Origin of the sequence: Cobetia marina, from assembly GCF_001720485.1 — a bacterium.
GTDB classification, from domain to species: Bacteria; Pseudomonadota; Gammaproteobacteria; order Pseudomonadales; family Halomonadaceae; genus Cobetia; species Cobetia marina.
The window spans coordinates 202553-219907 of sequence record NZ_CP017114.1; the positions used below are offsets into that span (position 1 = coordinate 202553).

General features: G+C 60.1%; 16 protein-coding genes. 15 read left to right on the top strand and 1 reads right to left on the bottom strand.

Annotated elements, in window-relative coordinates; genetic code table 11:
* The first annotated feature begins 56 nt into the window (after positions 1–56).
* From BFX80_RS00930 to thiO, 14 genes are all read left to right on the top strand, one after another.
* Entirely contained in the window at positions 57–557 is a 501-nt protein-coding gene (locus BFX80_RS00930) for a GspH/FimT family pseudopilin (protein ID WP_077373519.1), read from the top strand.
* The gene (gene pilV, locus BFX80_RS00935) at positions 554–1054 is read left to right on the top strand and encodes a type IV pilus modification protein PilV (protein ID WP_077373441.1); all 501 of its coding nucleotides are present in this window, start codon (positions 554–556) and stop codon (positions 1052–1054) included. Before BFX80_RS00930 ends, pilV begins: the two co-directional genes overlap by 4 nt.
* A complete protein-coding gene (locus tag BFX80_RS00940) occupies positions 1051–2028 on the top strand; it encodes a PilW family protein (protein ID WP_167592954.1) in 978 nt (325 codons plus the stop codon). Before pilV ends, BFX80_RS00940 begins: the two co-directional genes overlap by 4 nt.
* Positions 2028–2606, top strand: coding sequence for a pilus assembly PilX family protein (locus BFX80_RS17710; protein ID WP_127734342.1), 579 nt, complete (start codon positions 2028–2030; stop codon positions 2604–2606). Before BFX80_RS00940 ends, BFX80_RS17710 begins: the two co-directional genes overlap by 1 nt.
* Before the next feature lie 13 nt (positions 2607–2619).
* Entirely contained in the window at positions 2620–6234 is a 3615-nt protein-coding gene (locus BFX80_RS17915; protein ID WP_167592955.1) for a pilus assembly protein, read from the top strand.
* A gap of 10 nt (positions 6235–6244) precedes the next feature.
* Positions 6245–6589: a hypothetical protein gene (locus BFX80_RS00950; protein ID WP_127734346.1), complete on the top strand. Its 345-nt coding sequence runs from the start codon at positions 6245–6247 to the stop codon at positions 6587–6589.
* Positions 6589–7074: a type IV pilin protein gene (locus BFX80_RS00955; protein WP_084207762.1), complete on the top strand. Its 486-nt coding sequence runs from the start codon at positions 6589–6591 to the stop codon at positions 7072–7074. The genes BFX80_RS00950 and BFX80_RS00955 overlap by 1 nt, the downstream gene beginning before the upstream one ends.
* 243 nt (positions 7075–7317) lie before the next feature.
* Positions 7318–7863 (top strand): GspH/FimT family pseudopilin, encoded by a 546-nt coding sequence (locus tag BFX80_RS00960; protein WP_164850393.1) that lies wholly within the window; start codon positions 7318–7320, stop codon positions 7861–7863.
* The gene (locus BFX80_RS00965) at positions 7847–8353 is read left to right on the top strand and encodes a hypothetical protein (RefSeq protein ID WP_127734350.1); all 507 of its coding nucleotides are present in this window, start codon (positions 7847–7849) and stop codon (positions 8351–8353) included. The genes BFX80_RS00960 and BFX80_RS00965 overlap by 17 nt, the downstream gene beginning before the upstream one ends.
* Positions 8354–8418: 65 nt before the next feature.
* Entirely contained in the window at positions 8419–9354 is a 936-nt protein-coding gene (locus BFX80_RS00970; protein WP_084207765.1) for a PilW family protein, read from the top strand.
* Positions 9351–9890 (top strand): pilus assembly PilX family protein, encoded by a 540-nt coding sequence (locus tag BFX80_RS00975; RefSeq protein WP_084207766.1) that lies wholly within the window; start codon positions 9351–9353, stop codon positions 9888–9890. Before BFX80_RS00970 ends, BFX80_RS00975 begins: the two co-directional genes overlap by 4 nt.
* 1240 nt (positions 9891–11130) lie before the next feature.
* Complete coding sequence (locus BFX80_RS17920) at positions 11131–13305, top strand: pilus assembly protein (protein ID WP_164850240.1); 2175 nt, start codon at positions 11131–11133, stop codon at positions 13303–13305.
* A 111-nt stretch (positions 13306–13416) separates the two neighbouring features.
* Complete coding sequence (locus BFX80_RS18170; protein WP_084207768.1) at positions 13417–13917, top strand: type IV pilin protein; 501 nt, start codon at positions 13417–13419, stop codon at positions 13915–13917.
* Between the two features lie 114 nt (positions 13918–14031).
* Positions 14032–15177, top strand: a complete 1146-nt coding sequence (gene thiO / locus BFX80_RS00990) for a glycine oxidase ThiO (RefSeq protein WP_084207769.1) — start codon at positions 14032–14034, stop codon at positions 15175–15177.
* A gap of 56 nt (positions 15178–15233) precedes the next feature.
* Here the strand turns inward: thiO and BFX80_RS00995 are convergent, their stop codons facing one another.
* A complete protein-coding gene (locus BFX80_RS00995; protein ID WP_077373474.1) occupies positions 15234–15497 on the bottom strand; it encodes a PP0621 family protein in 264 nt (87 codons plus the stop codon).
* A gap of 180 nt (positions 15498–15677) precedes the next feature.
* Here BFX80_RS00995 and BFX80_RS01000 point away from each other — a divergent pair, with 180 nt between their 5' ends.
* Positions 15678–17312 (top strand): NAD+ synthase, encoded by a 1635-nt coding sequence (locus BFX80_RS01000; protein WP_084207770.1) that lies wholly within the window; start codon positions 15678–15680, stop codon positions 17310–17312.
* Positions 17313–17355 lie beyond the last annotated feature (43 nt).

Consider the following 17355-nt stretch of genomic DNA (forward strand, 5'->3'; position numbering starts at 1 on the left):
GAGAACTGCCTTTCGCGTTGCATGAGAGGCCACGAGAGGCCGGGGAGCCTGACATCATGCGTCATTCACGCGGTTTCACGCTGATCGAGCTGGTGGTGACGGTGGCGATCATCGCCATCATCGCTGCCTGGGCGGTGCCTGCCTGGCAAGGGATGGTACAGCGCTCTCAGGTGGAGTCCGACGTTCGCGCCCTGACGCATGCCCTGGCGATGGCACGCAGTGCCGCGACCAGTCGCGGCACCATGGTCAGCGTCTGTCCCTATGCTCCGAGCGTTGCCACGCCGAATCCCACTGTCTGCGATGCGGACTGGTCGAATGGCTGGGTGGTGTATGAAGGCAGTGGGGCCAATTTCACGGCAGGGGATCGCATGTGGGTTCATCAGGGCAGCAACTCGGTGGCGCAATCCGGCGGTGCCAGTCGTATCACCTTCAACGATCGCGGCACACTCAACAGCGGCAACAGCACGCTGGTGTTCTGCGCAGCATCGGATTCCACTTCCGTGGTGGTGGCGCCTTCAGGGCGCGTGAGACTCGAGACGGGAGGTGATTGCTCATGACAAGGCGTAACCCTCCGAAGATCGCGACGGCGCATCGTCAGCGTGGCGTCGGTCTGATCGAGGCGCTGGTGGCCGTGCTGCTGCTTGGTGTCTCCTTGCTGGGGCTGGGGCTGCTGCAGGTGCAGACGTTGCAGCATCAGCGCGTCAGTTACAGCAATACGGTGGCACAGCTGCTGTCATTGGACATGGCCGAGCGCATCCGAGCCAATCTCGAAGCCATTGCGCAATACGATGGTGCCGATACGCAGGACCCACCGGACAATGGATGCTCGTCAGACTGCACGCCTGCTCAGTTGGCCAATCAGGATGTGATCGACTGGCGAACGGCCATTCAGGGTTCCACTCTGACCAGCGGTGTCGGCAACGTGACGGTAGACGAGCGCCTGGTCGGCGGTGCCGGTATCGGGGTGCATGACGTCAGTGTCCAGGTGCAATGGAGCGATACGCTCAATGGTGGAATGGATATCCAGGCATATCGCTTCGAGGTGGAGCCATGAACCCGCGTGTCTCTATCGCTGGCAAGAAGTTCTCTCGCTCTCCAGCCTCTCGCGCGCATCAGGCGGGGGTTGGCCTGGTCGAACTGATGATCAGTCTGGTGCTGGGGCTTCTCATCACGGCGATGGCGGTGCAGATGTTCTCGACGTCACGCAGTACCGTGAGTACCCAGGAAGCCCTGTCCTATCTTCAGGAGTCGGCGCGTTATGTCTCGTTCCGGCTTCAGCCCCTCATGCGCAATGTGGGCTACGCGGGGTGTGCCAACAGTCGTGATATCACCAATGCCAGTTCAGTGGATGACTCCCACGATCTCACGGCGCCCTTCGGTGGGCAGCAGCGTACCCAGCGTAGCCTCAGCTATTTCAATCTGACGTTCGTCGCCGCCAGCAAGGATGGCGATGAGACCACGCTCATCAGCAGCATGACCTCACTGGGCGGACCACTGAGCGTGCGCAATGGCAGTGAAGCGGCCTTCGTGACCGACGAGTTCGCGCTGGTCAGTGATTGCAACAGCACCGATGTCTTCAAGGTGTCGGGGACGACCCAGGGCAGTATCGAGACCAACGATACCCTGTCGCGTTCCTATGGCAGTTCACAGTCATCGAATGCCTATCTGTATCCGGTGCAGGCCTGGGAGCTCCGGCTGGATGATCAGGCCAATGACAGCTCGGTGCGTGCGCTGTATCTCGATCGCATTGATGCCACCTTTGCGCGCGAAGAGCTGGCCTCTGGCGTCGAGGGCTTCGATGTCAGCTTCAGTCTGGACACCACCGGCAACGGCAGTGTCGATCGGGTCAAGGTGCCTGCCGCCACGGTTCGCAGCGAAGACCGTTGGGATGAGGTGCGTCGCATCGAGATCGCCCTGACACTCGAGAGCCTGCCAGGCGTGGTGCCGGGCGGAGATAACGATGGCCGTCTGACACGCACCTTCAATCTCACGTTCACGCCGCGCAATCTGCAACTGAGGGGCAGCTGATGCATACATCGCCGTCAACATCCGGGCCCTGCGCGGCAACGAGGGGGCCCGCGCATCAGCAAGGCATCGCACTGCTGATCGTGCTGGTCATGCTGGTGGTGATCGGTCTGCTGGCCGTCACCGGCGTGGAGGACAGTCAGTTGCAGACCCGGATGGCCGTCAACAGCCGTAACTTCGAGCAGTCCTATTACAACGCCGAGACCAGCCTCAGCATCGGTGAGCGGGCGTTGCAGGAGGGCCTGGAGAATGGCGCCTGGGAACTGGGCGATTTCGATGACTCGGCTGGGCTGATGCTGGCACTCCCTGAGGATGCGCCGCCGATCAACCCGCTCTCTGAAGCGGATTGGCAGGCCAATGGCATCGATACGCTGGATGATGATAACGGCGCGGTGATCGGGGCGTACGTGATCGAGTATCTGGGCAAGGTCGGGCAGCCCCCACTGAATACCAGCAACGAATTGAATGCGGTCGGTACGCGCCTGGATGCCTTCCGCGTCAGTGCAATGGGCCTGGGAGGCGGCAATGGCGCCTCCTGGACAGTGGTGCAAAGCGAGTTGGAACTGGGCCCTTACTTCTGAGAGGAGCATGAACATGCGTTATCTGCTGAGTGGTGCCCTATGCCTTTTCGCTCTGCCTTGCCTGGCGGCTCCCGGGGAAATCGCTCGTGCGCCAGTGACGGAAGCCACGGGTGTTCAGCCCAATATCCTGTTCATCCTTGATGATTCGGGCAGCATGGCCTGGGAGGATACGCTCAATCAGGGCGTCGAATACTGGGGCTATCAGCCCGCCTCGTCGGTGCTTGGAGACTCCGGGGTCTACTCGATCAGCAATTTTGGGACTGTCAGTCATCAATCCCAGACCAGCGTTGCCCGCGCCATTGGCTCGTGCAATGGCTTCAATGTCCTGGCCTACAATCCGGCGCTCACCTATGCCCCTTGGGCGGGCAAGGATCGCTTTGGAGCGGATTACCTCGACGCGACGCTCCTGACGGCGCGCGCGGATCCCTATGAGCCGACGACAACCGTCAATCTTACCGGGGTCTATTACATGCCCTGGACGGACAATGACGGTGACGGCGAGTATGACTTCGAGGAGTGCGGGCTCTATCGAAGTGGCAATGGTCTTTATGTGGATACCACGCGTCAGACCTACATCAACCAGCAGTCCGCCGCACAGAAGACCAACTTCGCCAACTGGTTCACCTATTACCGCGACCGCATGTCCGTTGCCAAGTCGGCCATGGCAGGCGTCATCGATACCAACGAGTCTCGGGTAGGCCTGCGTACCATCCAGGGGCGCAACAACCGCAACGTCGCGGACATGACCGATGCCGATGAACGTGACGACCTGATGGAAGAGCTGTTCACCGCTTATCCCTCCGGCGGGACTCCACTGCGCACGGCCTTGAAGAATGCCGGCGAATACTTCGCCAGTACTGGCAACAATGCGCCCATCCTGAGTGCGGATGAAGGCGGCATGTGTCAGCAGAATTACGCGATCATGATGACTGATGGCTATTGGAATGGCTCAAGTCCCAGTGTCGGCAATGTCGATGGTGGCAGCGGTGATTACATCAGTGCCAGTCACCGTGACAGTTACTCCAATACCTTGGGTGACGTGGCGATGTATTACTATCGCACCGACCTGCGCACTGATCTGATCAATAGCGTTCCCACCGTGCCGGATGTGGATGAAAACCCGTCCCAGCACATGGTCACCTACACTGTCGGCTTCGGGGTGGATGGTTCCCTGACCGAGAATCCATCCGGTATCGATACCTCCTTCACCTGGCCTCAGCCGGTGTCCAATACCAATACCACCATTGATGATCTTCGCCATGCCGCCTGGAATGGACGCGGCGAGTACCTGAGTGCTGCCAACCCCCAGGCCCTGATCGATGCATTGAACAATATCGCCCAGTCAATCGCGGGGCGTGCTGCCAGCACCGGCAGTCTGGATATCAGCAGTGGTAGCCAGACCAGTGATGCCTATGTCATCCAGACGACCTATGACCCGGCCAACTGGGCGGGGGATGTGGTCGCACGCAAGATCGGCAGCGATGGCACCTTGAGCAGCACATCCGAGTGGTCCGTCGCGGAGTGGTTGCGTGACGATGCCGGTCGCAGCAGCAGTCGCAAGGTGATCACCTATAATCCGGGGATTTCGGACGTCGACGAGAAGGCCTTCTTCTTTGATATCGAGGAGGCCGGCTCATTGGAGGCGGAACAGATTCTCGACCTCGTCGGTTTCCTGGACGAGACGCTGTTGACCGATGCCGTGCTGATCTCCGTGCGTGAAGCTGCAAACGGGGTCTCCGGGACTCTCGGCAACGGTCTGGGGCTCGGCCTGGGGAATGGCAATGGTCTGGCCAATGCCCTGGGGTTGACCGGCGGGCAGAGCGGCGTGCTGGAGCTGGTCGGTGATACCGTGACGCAGCTGACGGGGCAGATTCTGGATACGAGCGGGACCTTCCTCACGCTCAATGGGACACCGCTTGCCGTGAGAACGTCGGAGCTCGAGAATCTGATCGGCTATCTCAAGGGCGATGATACCTATGAAGGTACCTTGTTCCGTGATCGTGACGACAACTATCTCGGTGATATCGTCCACGCCTCGCCGGCCATCGTCGGCCCGCCTTCCGCCAGCTACCGCAATGACATGGAAGTGTCTTCGTACCGCTCCTTCAAGACCTTGCATGAAGATCGCCAGTCGATGATCTACATCGGTGCCAACGATGGCATGTTGCATGCCATCGACATGGAAAGCGGGGAAGAGAAATTCGCCTACATGCCATATGCCGCTTTCAGCATCGAGGGAGGGCGTGGCATTCGTCAGCTCGCCGACCAGAATTATGTTCACCAGTATTACGTCGATGCCACGCCTGTCGCGCGCGATGTCCACGTACAACTGGGAGAGGAAGACGCTCCCAGCTGGCATTCGGTCCTGGTGGGGGGGCTTGGCGCGGGTGGCAAGGCGGTCTACATGCTGGATATCACGGATCCCGAAGCCTTCGACACGCTGGGGGAGTCCAATGGCACCTCGCCGGCGGATATCGTGCAGTGGGAATTCACCCACGAGGATCTCGGTTACACCTTCAGCGACATTCAGGTTGCTCGACTTGATGATGGCAAGTGGTACGCCATCTTCGGCAATGGCTACAACGCGGATAGTGACGGGCGTGCCAAACTGTTCATCGTGGATCTGGAGGACCCGGAAAACTTCGCGCTGCTGGATTCACAGCAGGGCAGCAATGCCGGGGGGTCCTGCACGTCAGCCAACAGCGACTGCAATGGCCTGTCGAGCCCGGAGCTGGCGGACATCGATGCCGATGGCATTACCGATTGGGTCTACGCGGGTGATCTTCACGGCAATGTCTGGGTGTTCGACATGCGTGATTTCTCGTTGGATGACGTGGGGAGCGGCGAGACGTCGCGCCTCTTCCAGTCATGTGCGGTGGCTCTGAACAGCACGACATCGACCTGTCCGACGGCTTCGCGCCAGCCCATCACCTCGCGAGTGGCCGTGGCACGCAGCGGTGTCTTCAACAGTACCGTCGATACGCCGTACCTGAATGTCTATTGGGGGACGGGGCAACTGTTGACACTGCAGGATGCCATCGACACCTCGACGCAGTCTTTCTATAGCGTATTGCACACGGGCGACACGACGCGTCGTTATCACGGACAGCTGGAAAAGCAGAGCTTCACGAACATCACCGGGGTCAGTGATGCACGTACCGTCACCGGTGTGGGTGTCGATTATGCCAATCAGAACAACAATGGCATCCAGTACGGGTGGTATGTGGAGCTTTCCGATTCCGGGGAGCGTCTGGTGACGATTCCGGCAGTACGTGGCGATCTGATCGTCTTCAATACCACGATCCCGGGCAGCAATGGCCCCTGTACCGGTGGTGCCAGCGGCTGGTTGAATGCCCTCAGCCTGCGCAATGGTCTGCAACCGGTCCGCAGCAACAACAGTGTCCAGCAGGTCTTTGACTACAATGGCGACGGCAAGGTGGATGCCAGCGACAACGTCAACAATCAGGTCGTGCTGTCGATAAAGACGGACGGGGAGCCCACCTCGCCCAAGTTCCTGGGAGATACCCAGTACGTCGGTCAGGGCGGTACCAATCAAGTGGTCGAGATGGCCATGGACTTCGGGATCGATGGACTGGAAGGCCGTAGTGCCTGGTACCAGCTGCGCTAGGAGAGGGAACATGCAGACATCACGATACAAGTGGCAGCGGAGCGGCGGCGCATGGATGCTGGCAGCCTGTGCACTCCTCACGGGGTGGGGCGGGACGGCCATGGCGGCAGATACCCTGATTCAGCTGGACATGGAGCAGACCGTCACAGGCGTGATTGACCAGGTGGAGGGGGACCAGCTGCAGCTCAACGACATGGGATTCGTGATCCTGCCCTCCACGCGCGTCCTCAATCGCAATGGGCGAGAACTTCAGGCATTCCACCTCAATCCGGGGCAGGAGGTCGAGGTACGCTTCGATCCGCGCGGCGAGCCAAGACCGGTGATCGATATCACGCTGCTTCGCAGGGGGCGTTGATGATCAGACGAACTGGCGGTTCTCGATCACAAGGTGGTTTCGGCTTGATGGAGCTGATGATTGCCGTGGCCATCATCGGAATCCTGGCCGCTATCGCCTATCCCAGCTATCAGGATCAGGTGGAGCGCTCACGCCGCACGGATGCCATCACGTCCCTTCTGGCGCTTGCCCAGACCCAGGAGCGCATCATGGCCACCTGCGGAGAATATGCGACCGCCAGTGTGACTACCGCCACGGACTGTGATGATGCTCTGGGGCTCGGCGGAGACGGGATCGGGCTTGGACAGGCGGATACGGCCAGCGAGGAGGGCTTCTATACACTGGCCGTCGCGGGGGACGCCGACAGCTATACGCTGACGGCCACTGCCACGGGCAGTCAGGCCAATGATGAGGACTGCGCCACTTTCACGTTGACGGAGCTGGGTATCAAGGGAGCTGCGGTATTGGCAGATTCAGAAGGCACCGACAGTAGCAATTGCTGGTAACGCAGCACACCCTGCCATCCGTTTGCAGCAGACACGAGCCCCGATTCTCATGGATCGGGGCTTTTTCGTTGTCCAGAAACTCGCGCCACCAAAGATGAAACAATGATGAATATGAGTAATTTGTGGGATGTCAGGTAATTCTATGTAACATAATAATTCCATTATGTGGCTGGTTGACGTTACATTGCCCCATTTTACATCGCGAAGGGCACCTTCGCCTGCGTGTTTCTCAGGGATATGACGATGTCAGTTTTTCATGCGCTTCGACGCACACGTCAGCAGGAGGGGCAGCAAGGATTCACGTTGATCGAGCTGATGATCACGTTGGCAGTGCTGGTCATCACGATCACGATCGCCGTCCCCGCCTGGCAGGGAGTGGTCGCGCGCAATGCCGTGACCAGTACCGCCGAGACACTCATTGCCTCGGTCAACTACGCGCGCAGCGAGGCGGTGGCCAGTGGTGGCAGCATCACGCTCTGTCCGCTGAATGCCGCGGGTGATGCCTGCATGAATTCGACCCGCTGGAGCAATGGCTGGGCGGTCGTGCAGGGCACTCAGGCGGATGCACGAGTATCGCTGGGCGATGATCTGTTGCGCCTGTTCGATGCCGCCATCACCGTGCAGGCAGATGTCACCGGCGTGACCTTTGATGACCAGGGCGCGACACCGGACTCCACCTGGCTGTTGATCTGTGACCAGTCGGGTGGTCAGGGCCATCGCCAGCTTGAATTGACCCCCATTGGACGAGTACTGACGGAGACATATGGCAGCGATGACCAGAGTTGCTGAGGTGGGCTCGCATCCCGCGAGAAAGGGGCAACAAGGTACCAGTCTGCTGGAGGCTCTGATCGCCCTGTTGCTGATGGGGCTGACGTTGCTGGGTTTCGGACTCATGCAGATGGAGAGCCTGCAGGCCAACAACGAGAGTTATGCGCGTACCGAAGCTCGCATCTTGTTGATCAGCATGGCGGAGCGTATCCAGGCCAACCCTGACGGCGTGGATGACTACGCTGGCCTCGACACCGAGAGCGCGGGCAATCCCGGCAATTGTCCCTGCAGTGTTGCTGAGCTGGCGGCACGCGATGTAGCGGTGTGGGCGGACCGGCTTGAGGACAGTGGACTGAACGCGCCGGTCGGGGCCATCGCCAGCAGCGGGAGTGATCTTCTGACACTGACCCTCGGCTGGAGCGGTGCCGCGCCGCTGGGTCAGAACGCAGACAGCATGGACGCCGATGCTCAGGCGTTGAGCGAGACCCTACAGATACGAGTGGTGCCCTGATGTCATTGAAAGTCTCTCTCTCGCGGCGAGCCTGCGCGTCGCGCTCGCCCAGGGCGCCTCGCTCGATGCCTTCACGGCGTGCCCAGCAGGGCGTCGGCCTGGTCGAATTGATGTTGGCGCTGGTGCTGGGGTTGTTCATTTCCGCCATGGCGCTGGAGTACTTTCTTGCCTCGCGCTCAACCCTCAACACGACGTCTGCCGTGTCCTACCTGCAGGAGTCTGCGCGCCATGTCACGCGTCGCTTGCAGCCATTGGTGCGCAATGCCGGTTTTTCCGGCTGTGCGTCGGTGAGCAGTGTCAGTGATGGCACCGGCAGCCACGCGCTGTCCGATGCTCCCTTGACGGCCGAGTCCGACACGGTGGCGGGGGTCACCTACGACCGCCTGGCCCTGCAGGTACCCGCACTGGGAGCGCAGCGTGGCTGGCAGCTCGGGTCGAGTGTCGCTCAGGGGGATACGTCGTTGGTACTTGAAGATTACGCCGCCGATACGCTGGAGGCGGATAGCGTCGTGCTGATCAGTGACTGCGAGAGTGGTGATATCGCTCGCCTGGCGGGCGATGGCAGCAATTCACTGGATCTGTCGAGTGCTGTGGAACATGGCTACGGCGGTGCCCAGCAGACCCAGGCATATGTCTACCCGTTGCAGCGTTGGTATCTGCTGCTGTCGCAGACCGATGACGATTCTCCCGTCCGTCTGTGCCTGAACGGAGAAGATGTCGGTGGTGACCCGACCGCAGGCTGTGATGAAGAAGTGGCGCGATACGTCGAAGCGCTGGATCTGTCCTTCGATACGGCCTCGGGCAGTGGCAGTGCGAGTCGTTTCGCAGTAGAGCGCAGCGCGGCGGAAGTGGAAGCCGCAAATGACTGGGGTAGCGTCAGACGTATCCACATCAGCCTGACCCTCAAGACGCCACCGACGATCAACGTCGAGGGTGAGGATGATGGTGAATTGGAACGTACCTTCGACATTACCCTGAGCCCGAGGAATATCGGTCTATGAATCAGATGAACGCCCCCCGGCATCCTCGTCAGCAGGGGATGGCATTGCTGGTCGTGTTGATCATGCTGATCGTGGTCGGCGTGATGGCAGTGACGGGCAATGAGGATACCCAGTTGCAGACCCGCATGCTGATGAATACCCAGTTCTACGACAACGCCTATGCCGAGGCCGAGAGCCTTCAGCAGCAGGCCGAAAGTCGTCTGCTCGAGGGCGAGCTGACGCTGGATGACTTCGGCGAGGATGGTTTCTATGACCTGACGGCGGGAGAAAGTCTGGACTTCGATCCTCTGCAGGCAGACGCCTGGGATGGCGAGGGCATCCTGAGTGGCAATGCGGCTGCCAATGGTAACTATGTCATTGAATATCTTGGGGAAACGACAGAAGGCGTTCTGAATGACGACAACCTGAGCAGCAGCCGGTTGTTGAATGCCTTCCGCATCACGGCCGCCGGTTGGAGTCTTGAGAGCGCGGGAGACCTTGAGAGCAGAAAGCGTGCACTGGCAGTGGTGCAAAGCGAAATCATGATGGCCGATTGAAGGGAATCTATCGATGAAATCGAAGCACTCACCCCGCCGCAGCGGCTTGCGTCGTATTCACCTGCCGGTCTTGCTGTCAGGCGGGCTGCTGGTGGTCACCTTGCCCGTACTGGCAGACAGCGACACGCTACTTCAGTTGCCCACTACCCAGAGCGTCGGGGTCACCCCCAACGTCCTGCTGGTATTGGATGATTCGGGCTCGATGTCATTCGAGGATACCTTCGAGGGTGGTGAATACGAACAGGGTTATAATCTGATTTATACTTGGTACTATAAGTCCTATTACTGCCAAGTTTCCGGGTGCTCGATTGTGTTCAGACCTCGCACCAATTTATCCAACAAGTTTTTTTGTTCATCACAGAATACTCAGGCATATGACCCAGATCAAACCTATCTACCTTGGAAAAAAGGTGATGGTGATGAACGCTATGATAATATGGATCCTACTGCGGCATGGATAGACTTTAGTGCAGGGGATAGCAAAAACAATAAAGTCGATCTTACGGACTCTAGTCTGAATTATCGTTATTACACTGGAAGCGACTGTAGTATCAAGAGGTCTGTCTCTGACTTGACGTCTGCGCAGAAGGTTAATTATGCCAACTGGTTTACTTACTACAGGAGTCGTTTGAGTGTTGGTAAGGCTGCTGGTTTGGAGCTACTTTCAGGCATTGAGTATCGCACAGGTTTCATTACGATAAATCCTGGTGCTAGTACTTCGAGAAAAGTTGAAGTTGATAATATTTTTGACTCGATTATCCAATACGTAACCAATGTTTTGGGGGCAGTGGTTGAGCTGGTGACGAATAGCGATAGCGGCAACAAACATCTTGAAGAGATCAGAGATGCTATTGTCGAGTCGGAAATAATTCCAAGTACGGTCAATGGTTATAATACTTATCGTGGTACGCCTCTCCGTGAGGCACTGTATCGTGCTGGAGAATATTATAGCGATAATTATCCATCTCTAGGAGCTACGCCGATACTCTCAGAAGATGAAGGCGGCATGTGTCAGCAGAATTTCACTGTTCTCATAACCGATGGTTTCTGGAATTCCGAGGACTCCTCAGACTCCAATGCGATTGAAAGAGATATTCGTGATGCCAACGGTGATGGTCGCACTTGGCAACAAAGTAATGGCCGATCTGGTGGCGATGCCACCTTGGCGGATGTCGCTTATTATTATGCACATAATGATCTCCTGCCGAAGCTTGGAAGCGGGACCTATGAAAAGCAGGTGATGACGACCTATACGGTGGCGTTCGGGGTCGAGTCGACTAGTAACGACTGGGATGACAAGGATCGCGTTACGGAGAGCAGCTCCAGCACCATCGATGATCTGGAACAGGCCGCCATCGATGGCGGGGGCTCCTACTTCAATGCCTCCAGCCCGACGGATCTCGTCTCGGCGCTGGCGGCGATCGCCTCCGAGATCGTCGCGGTAGGCAACAGTGTCAGCGGCCTATCTACCAATCTGACGACGGCCAGTGTCGAGACGGACAGCCGACTGGTCGAGAGCCGCTATTCCGCCTCGACCTGGACGGGAGATGTAGTGGCCTCCTCGGTACAGGAGGGCAAGGATGTCGAGGATGAAGACCAGCTCTGGAGTGCTGCCACCCAGCTGAGTGAGGCATTGGCAGAGGAGGATGGCCTCGAGACACGTACGGTCTTCACCATGTCCGGGGGGAACGGCGTCGAGTTCACGACTGACAACGCGGGCCGCCTGAGCTCCAGCCAGCGCAACGATCTCGCGCGCATGGAGGTCGGTGGCAACTCTACCGATGACCATGTGAAGGCAGCGATCGAGTGGTTGCGGGGCAGTGATGAATATGAGGGCGATGGTCTGCGCAAACGCACTGGCGTGCAGCTGGGCGACATCATCGGCTCATCGCCAGTCGTCGTGACACGTGAGGACTCGACGACACAGGGCAGTGTCTTCGTCGGGGCCAACGACGGCATGCTGCACGCCTTCGACCTCAATACCGGTAGCGAGCAGTTCGCCTACATTCCGGAGCTGCTCTATAGCGAAGAGGACGACGCAGGGCTGGGCTATCTGACCGACCCGGGCTATCAGCATCGCTATTATGTCGATGGTGAAGTGCGTATCGCCAGTCTGGATGGCGAGGAGTGGCTGGTATCCGGTCTGGCGGGCGGTGGACGCGGCCTGTTCGTGCTAAATGTCACCAAGGCCGTGGCGGGTGAAGACTTCGATGAAGATGATGTAGTGCGCTGGGAATTCGGCTCAAGCGACGATGATGACATGGGGCATGTCTTCGGCAGTGCGCATATCGTATCACTGAACAATGGTGACAGTGCGGTGCTGGTCGGCAATGGCCTGGAAACCGCCGATGAGAACGCCGCGCCGACGTTGTTCGCGCTGGAGCTCGATGGAGTCAATGCCGGTGGCGTGATCGCCAAGTTGTCCCCCAGTGGGGTGACCGGCGGCCTGGCCAATCTGCAGGTTGCTGATATCGACAGCAATGGCACCGTCGATTTTGCCTATGGAGGGGATCTTCAGGGGCGGTTGTGGAAGTTCGATCTCAGTGATGATGACAGCAGCAAGTGGAGTGTCACGCGGCTGTTCACGGCCTGTGCTACCAGCCTGACTGGCGGGGAGTGCCAGACGGATGCGCTGCAACCGATCACGGTCAAACCGACGCTGAGTCGCTACTCCGGAGGCACGCAGACCATGTCTTCGCCCAATCTGCTGGTGTCCTTCGGAACAGGGCAGGACATGTACGCTGATGCCGAGGACGAGGCCTGGGTCACCCAGAGCCTCTACACCGTGCTGGATGCCGGTGGCAGTCACACCAGCTTGATGCGCAGCAACCTCGAGGAGCGGACTTTCGTCAGTGGCAGCTACACCAACGGGGAGCTGACTGGACGGACTCTCGGTGGCGACAGCTTCAGCTATTACCCCAGCCAGCTGGAAGATCAGGACAGCGATCGCTTCGGCTGGTATCTGGATCTGGATGCCTCCGAGCAGGAAGAGCTGGTCGAGCCGGCCAACCTGCTCTCCAACCTGGTGGTCTTCTCTACCAGCACCTCCAGCACGGGGACCAACTTCTGTGAAAGCACCGGGGGCGGCTGGCTGGTCGCGCTGGATACCGAGACAGGGTTGCCGACCTACGACGACAGCGAAGGCAGCTATGTGACCATCTTCGATTTCAATCAGGATGAAGCCTTCAGCGCCGATGATCTGGTCGGCACCATCATCGACAACACCGTCGCCGTCGGCAATGTGGTCGTCAGCGTGAAACTGAGCGGTACGCCGACGTCCAGCGTCAGTGTCGGCAATACGGTCTATGTGGGTAGCAGCTCATTGGGAACGGTAGAAGGCACCGTCTCATCCTACGACCTGAACGTGTCCAGCTCGACGGATACCGGTCGTGTTTCCTGGTATCAACTGCGCTGATCGCATTGCATCTGTGATGCATGCCCCCGACGCCGTCACGCTCTCTCAGAGTGTGGCGGCGCCTTCACTTCCCAGCAGTACCTTCAAGCCCCCCTTTCAAGGAAGATCTTCATGGCCAGCTTTCTCTCTCTAGGCGCTAGCCTGTCCCGCAGTGCCCTGTCTCGCAGTGCTCTGTCTCGCAATGCGCTGTCTCACCGCAGGTACGCCCGCGGTTTCACGTTGACGGAAATCATGATCGTGGTCGTCATCGTCGGCATCCTCGCGGCGATCGCCTACCCGAGCTATCAGGATCAGGTAATCCGCTCACGTCGTGCCGATGGGCAGGCGGCACTGATGTCATTGGCACAGGCTCAGGAGCGCTACATGGCGCGTTGCGGTGGCTACGCGACCAGCATCGCCGGTGACAGCGATTGTGACGAGGAGGGACTGGGGCGCGCCACCGAGTCGCCGGAAGGCTATTACGCCCTGAGCTTGGAGGATGGCGCCACGACGACCCGCTTCACGCTGATCGCGACTGCGGTGGCGCCTCAGAGCGCCGATAGCGATTGCCCTGCGCTGACCCTCACCAATACCGGCATCCGCGACACGACCGGCGATGGCGATTGCTGGTAGCAGTGGCGAGAGCGGCCTCGGTGCGATGCTGGATTGCGCGCGGCTCGCTTGCACCGCCTTGCGGGCGGCGTATTCTGGAAGCCTTTCCCGGTCTTGAGGCAGGAGCGAACAGGCGTGAATGACTTTGTGGTGGTAGGCGGTGGCGTGATCGGCATGCTGACTGCGCTGGAACTGGCGGATGGCGGTGCCGAGGTCACGCTGGTCGAGCGGGGCCAGTGTGGGCGCGAGGCATCCTGGGCGGGCGGCGGTATCGTCTCGCCGTTGTATCCGTGGCGTTATAGTGCGCCGATCTCACGCCTGTCTGCCTGGTCGGAAGGTTTCTACCCCACGCTGGCCGAGCGCCTGATCGAGACCACCGGCATCGACCCCGAATATCGCCAGCAGGGTCTGCTGTACCTGAATGTCGAGGATGCCGAGCAGGCACTGAGCTGGTCCGAGGAATACACCAAGCCGCTGACGCGCGTGGAGGCTGACTTTCTTTACGACAAGGCACCGGCCGTCGCGCCCGGTTGCGAATCGGCGCTGTGGATGCCGACGCTGGGCAGCATCCGCAATCCGCGCCTGGGCAAGTCACTGCGCGCCGCTCTCGATGCCCACCCGCGCGTACGTCTGCTCGAGAATGTCGCGGTGCAGGGCATTCTGCTGCAGGACGACACCGCCATCGGCGTGCAGACCGCCAATTCAGTGCTGTCCGCCGGACAGGTCGTGGTCTGTGGGGGCGCCTGGAGTCGCGAGATATTGAGTGAGGCGGGGCTGGCGCTGCCGGTGCGGCCGGTACGCGGCCAGATGGTGCTGTTCAAGGCACCCAAGGGGCTGGTGGAGCGCGTGGTACTCAAGAATGGACGCTACGTGATTCCACGTGCCGATGGGCGCATCGTGGCGGGTTCCACGCTGGAGGAGGTCGGCTTCGACAAGGCGACCACCCTTGAGGCGCGTGAGTCGCTGATCAAGAGCGCCTGCGAGATCATCCCGGCGCTGGCCGAGTGTGAGGTCGAGCATCACTGGGCGGGGCTGCGCCCGGGCTCACCGACCGGCACGCCGTTCATCGGTGCCGTGCCCGAACGCCGCCATCTGCACGTCAATGCCGGTCACTATCGCAATGGCCTGGTACTGGCGCCGGCCTCGACCCGCCTGCTGGCGGACCAGTTGCTGGGGCGTACGCCTATCATCGACCCCACCCCCTACCAGCCCGAGACCTTGCTGGGCGAGATCGCCACGCTGGAAGCCTCGTCCCAGCCAGACGCGACGCGCTGGGCCTGAGCATCGTCATGGCGTCTTCCCCCTCGAGCCTTCGTCTCGAGGGGGAAGACAGTGCGTTACTTGCGTGGGCCCTCGTCGAGGAAATGCTGCTGGTGCTCCTGACAGCAGAAGTGCAGCGCTTCATGGCGGATGGCGTCATTTTCCGGCAGATGCAGATCGCAGTAGGCGCAGCGCACCATGTTCTGGGCCTCGCGCTCGGCAGGCTGGCCGTCATCGTGGTTGTCCTGGCTCAGCTTCCATTGGCGATACATGCGATAGAGGCGCAGGCCTGCCCAGAACAGGACGACGAATACCAGCAGACGGATGATCAACAGGCTCATTCCTATATGACTCCCAGATGAGGCGGCGCGCGTGGCTTTTTGCCAGCGGCGCGACCTTGCGGGACAATGGCGGCCATCATGAGACTGATGAGCCGGTGCACGGCTCAGCAGTCTGAGCCAGATGTCTGGCCACAGTGTACTGGCCCCTTATCGAACCGCCAATCGAGAGATCCTTACCGCATGCAAGATCTGACTCTGGTGATGGCCCAGCTCGACCCGCTGGTCGGTGATATCCCCGGCAATACCGAGCGTGCCATCGAAGCCGTCCGTGAAGCGAGTCTCGAGCACAAGGCCGACGTCGTCGTGCTGCCCGAGCTGTGTCTGACCGGCTACCCGCCGGAAGACCTGTTGCTGCGCGAATCCATGGAGGCACGACTCGACGAGGCGCGCGCGCGGATGGCCAGCAAGGTCGCGCGTGGCGTGATGGTCATCGTCGGCTACCCCGGCATGCGTGACGGCAAGCGCTACAACCTGGCCGGCGTGCTCAAGGATGGCGAGTGGATCGCCGAGTACGCAAAGCAGGCCTTGCCCAATTATCAGGTCTTCGATGAGCAGCGTTACTTCACGCCGGGCTCCGAGGCCTGCGTGGTGGAATGCCGCGGCGCCCGTCTGGGTATCGTGATCTGTGAAGACCTGTGGGATGGCGCGCCCGTTCGTCAGGCGCGGGATGCCGGCGCGGACATTCTCGTCAGCCTCAATGCCTCGCCCTATCATCTGGAGAAGCCGGCCGAGCGCAATCATCTGTTCGCTCAGCGGGCGGCCGAAGTGAAGTGTCCGCTGGTCTACGTCAATCAGATCGGTGGCCAGGACGAGCTGGTCTTCGATGGTGGCTCCGCCGCCATCGATGCCGAGGGCAATACCTGCGTGCAGGCACCCTGGTGGGATGTCGGCCTGATGCCGGTGCAGTTCCTCAAGGAGGAAGGCGGTAGCTGGGCGCCGCAGAGCGGCGAGATCGCCGAGCTGCTGTCACCGGAAGAGTCGCTCTACTGTGCACTGGTCACCGGCCTGCGTGACTACGTCAACAAGAGCGGCTTCAAGGGCGTGGTGCTGGGTCTCTCTGGTGGCATCGACTCCGGCCTGTCGCTGGCGATTGCCGTCGATGCGCTGGGCGCGGACCGCGTGCATGCGGTGATGATGCCGTATCACTACACCGCGGACATCTCCAGGGAAGACGCTGCCGAGCAGGCGACACTGCTGGGCGTGAATTACGAGGTGATGCCCATCGCGCCGATGGTCGAGGCCTTCACCGAGACACTGGCGGAGAGCTTTGCCGGCAGTGAGCGCGACACCACCGAGGAGAACCTGCAGTCACGCTGTCGTGGCGTGCTGCTGATGGCCATCTCCAACAAGAAGGGCCTGATGGTGCTGACCACTGGCAACAAGAGCGAGATGGCGGTGGGTTACGCCACGCTCTATGGCGACATGGTCGGTGGCTACAATGCGCTCAAGGACGTCTACAAGACCTGGGTATTCCGTCTCGCCAACTGGCGCAACACCATGGGCCCGGCGATTCCGGAGCGTGTCATCACGCGTCCGCCGTCCGCGGAGCTCGCCGAAGACCAGCTCGACAGCGACTCGCTGCCGGACTACGACACCCTGGATGCGATTCTCACCCATTACATCGAGGGTGACATGAGTGCCGAGGCGATCATCCGTGCCGGTTTCGAGGAAGAGGATGTCTATCGTGTGGTGCGTCTCGTCGACCGCTGTGAGTACAAGCGCCGTCAGGCACCGGTTGGCGTGCGTGTCACGCCGCGTGGCTTCGGGCGTGACCGTCGCTACCCGATCGTCAATGGCTGGGCGGCCGGCGACTGAGGCAACTCATGTCCGGTGTCAGGGATTGCGGATTCTTTGCGCA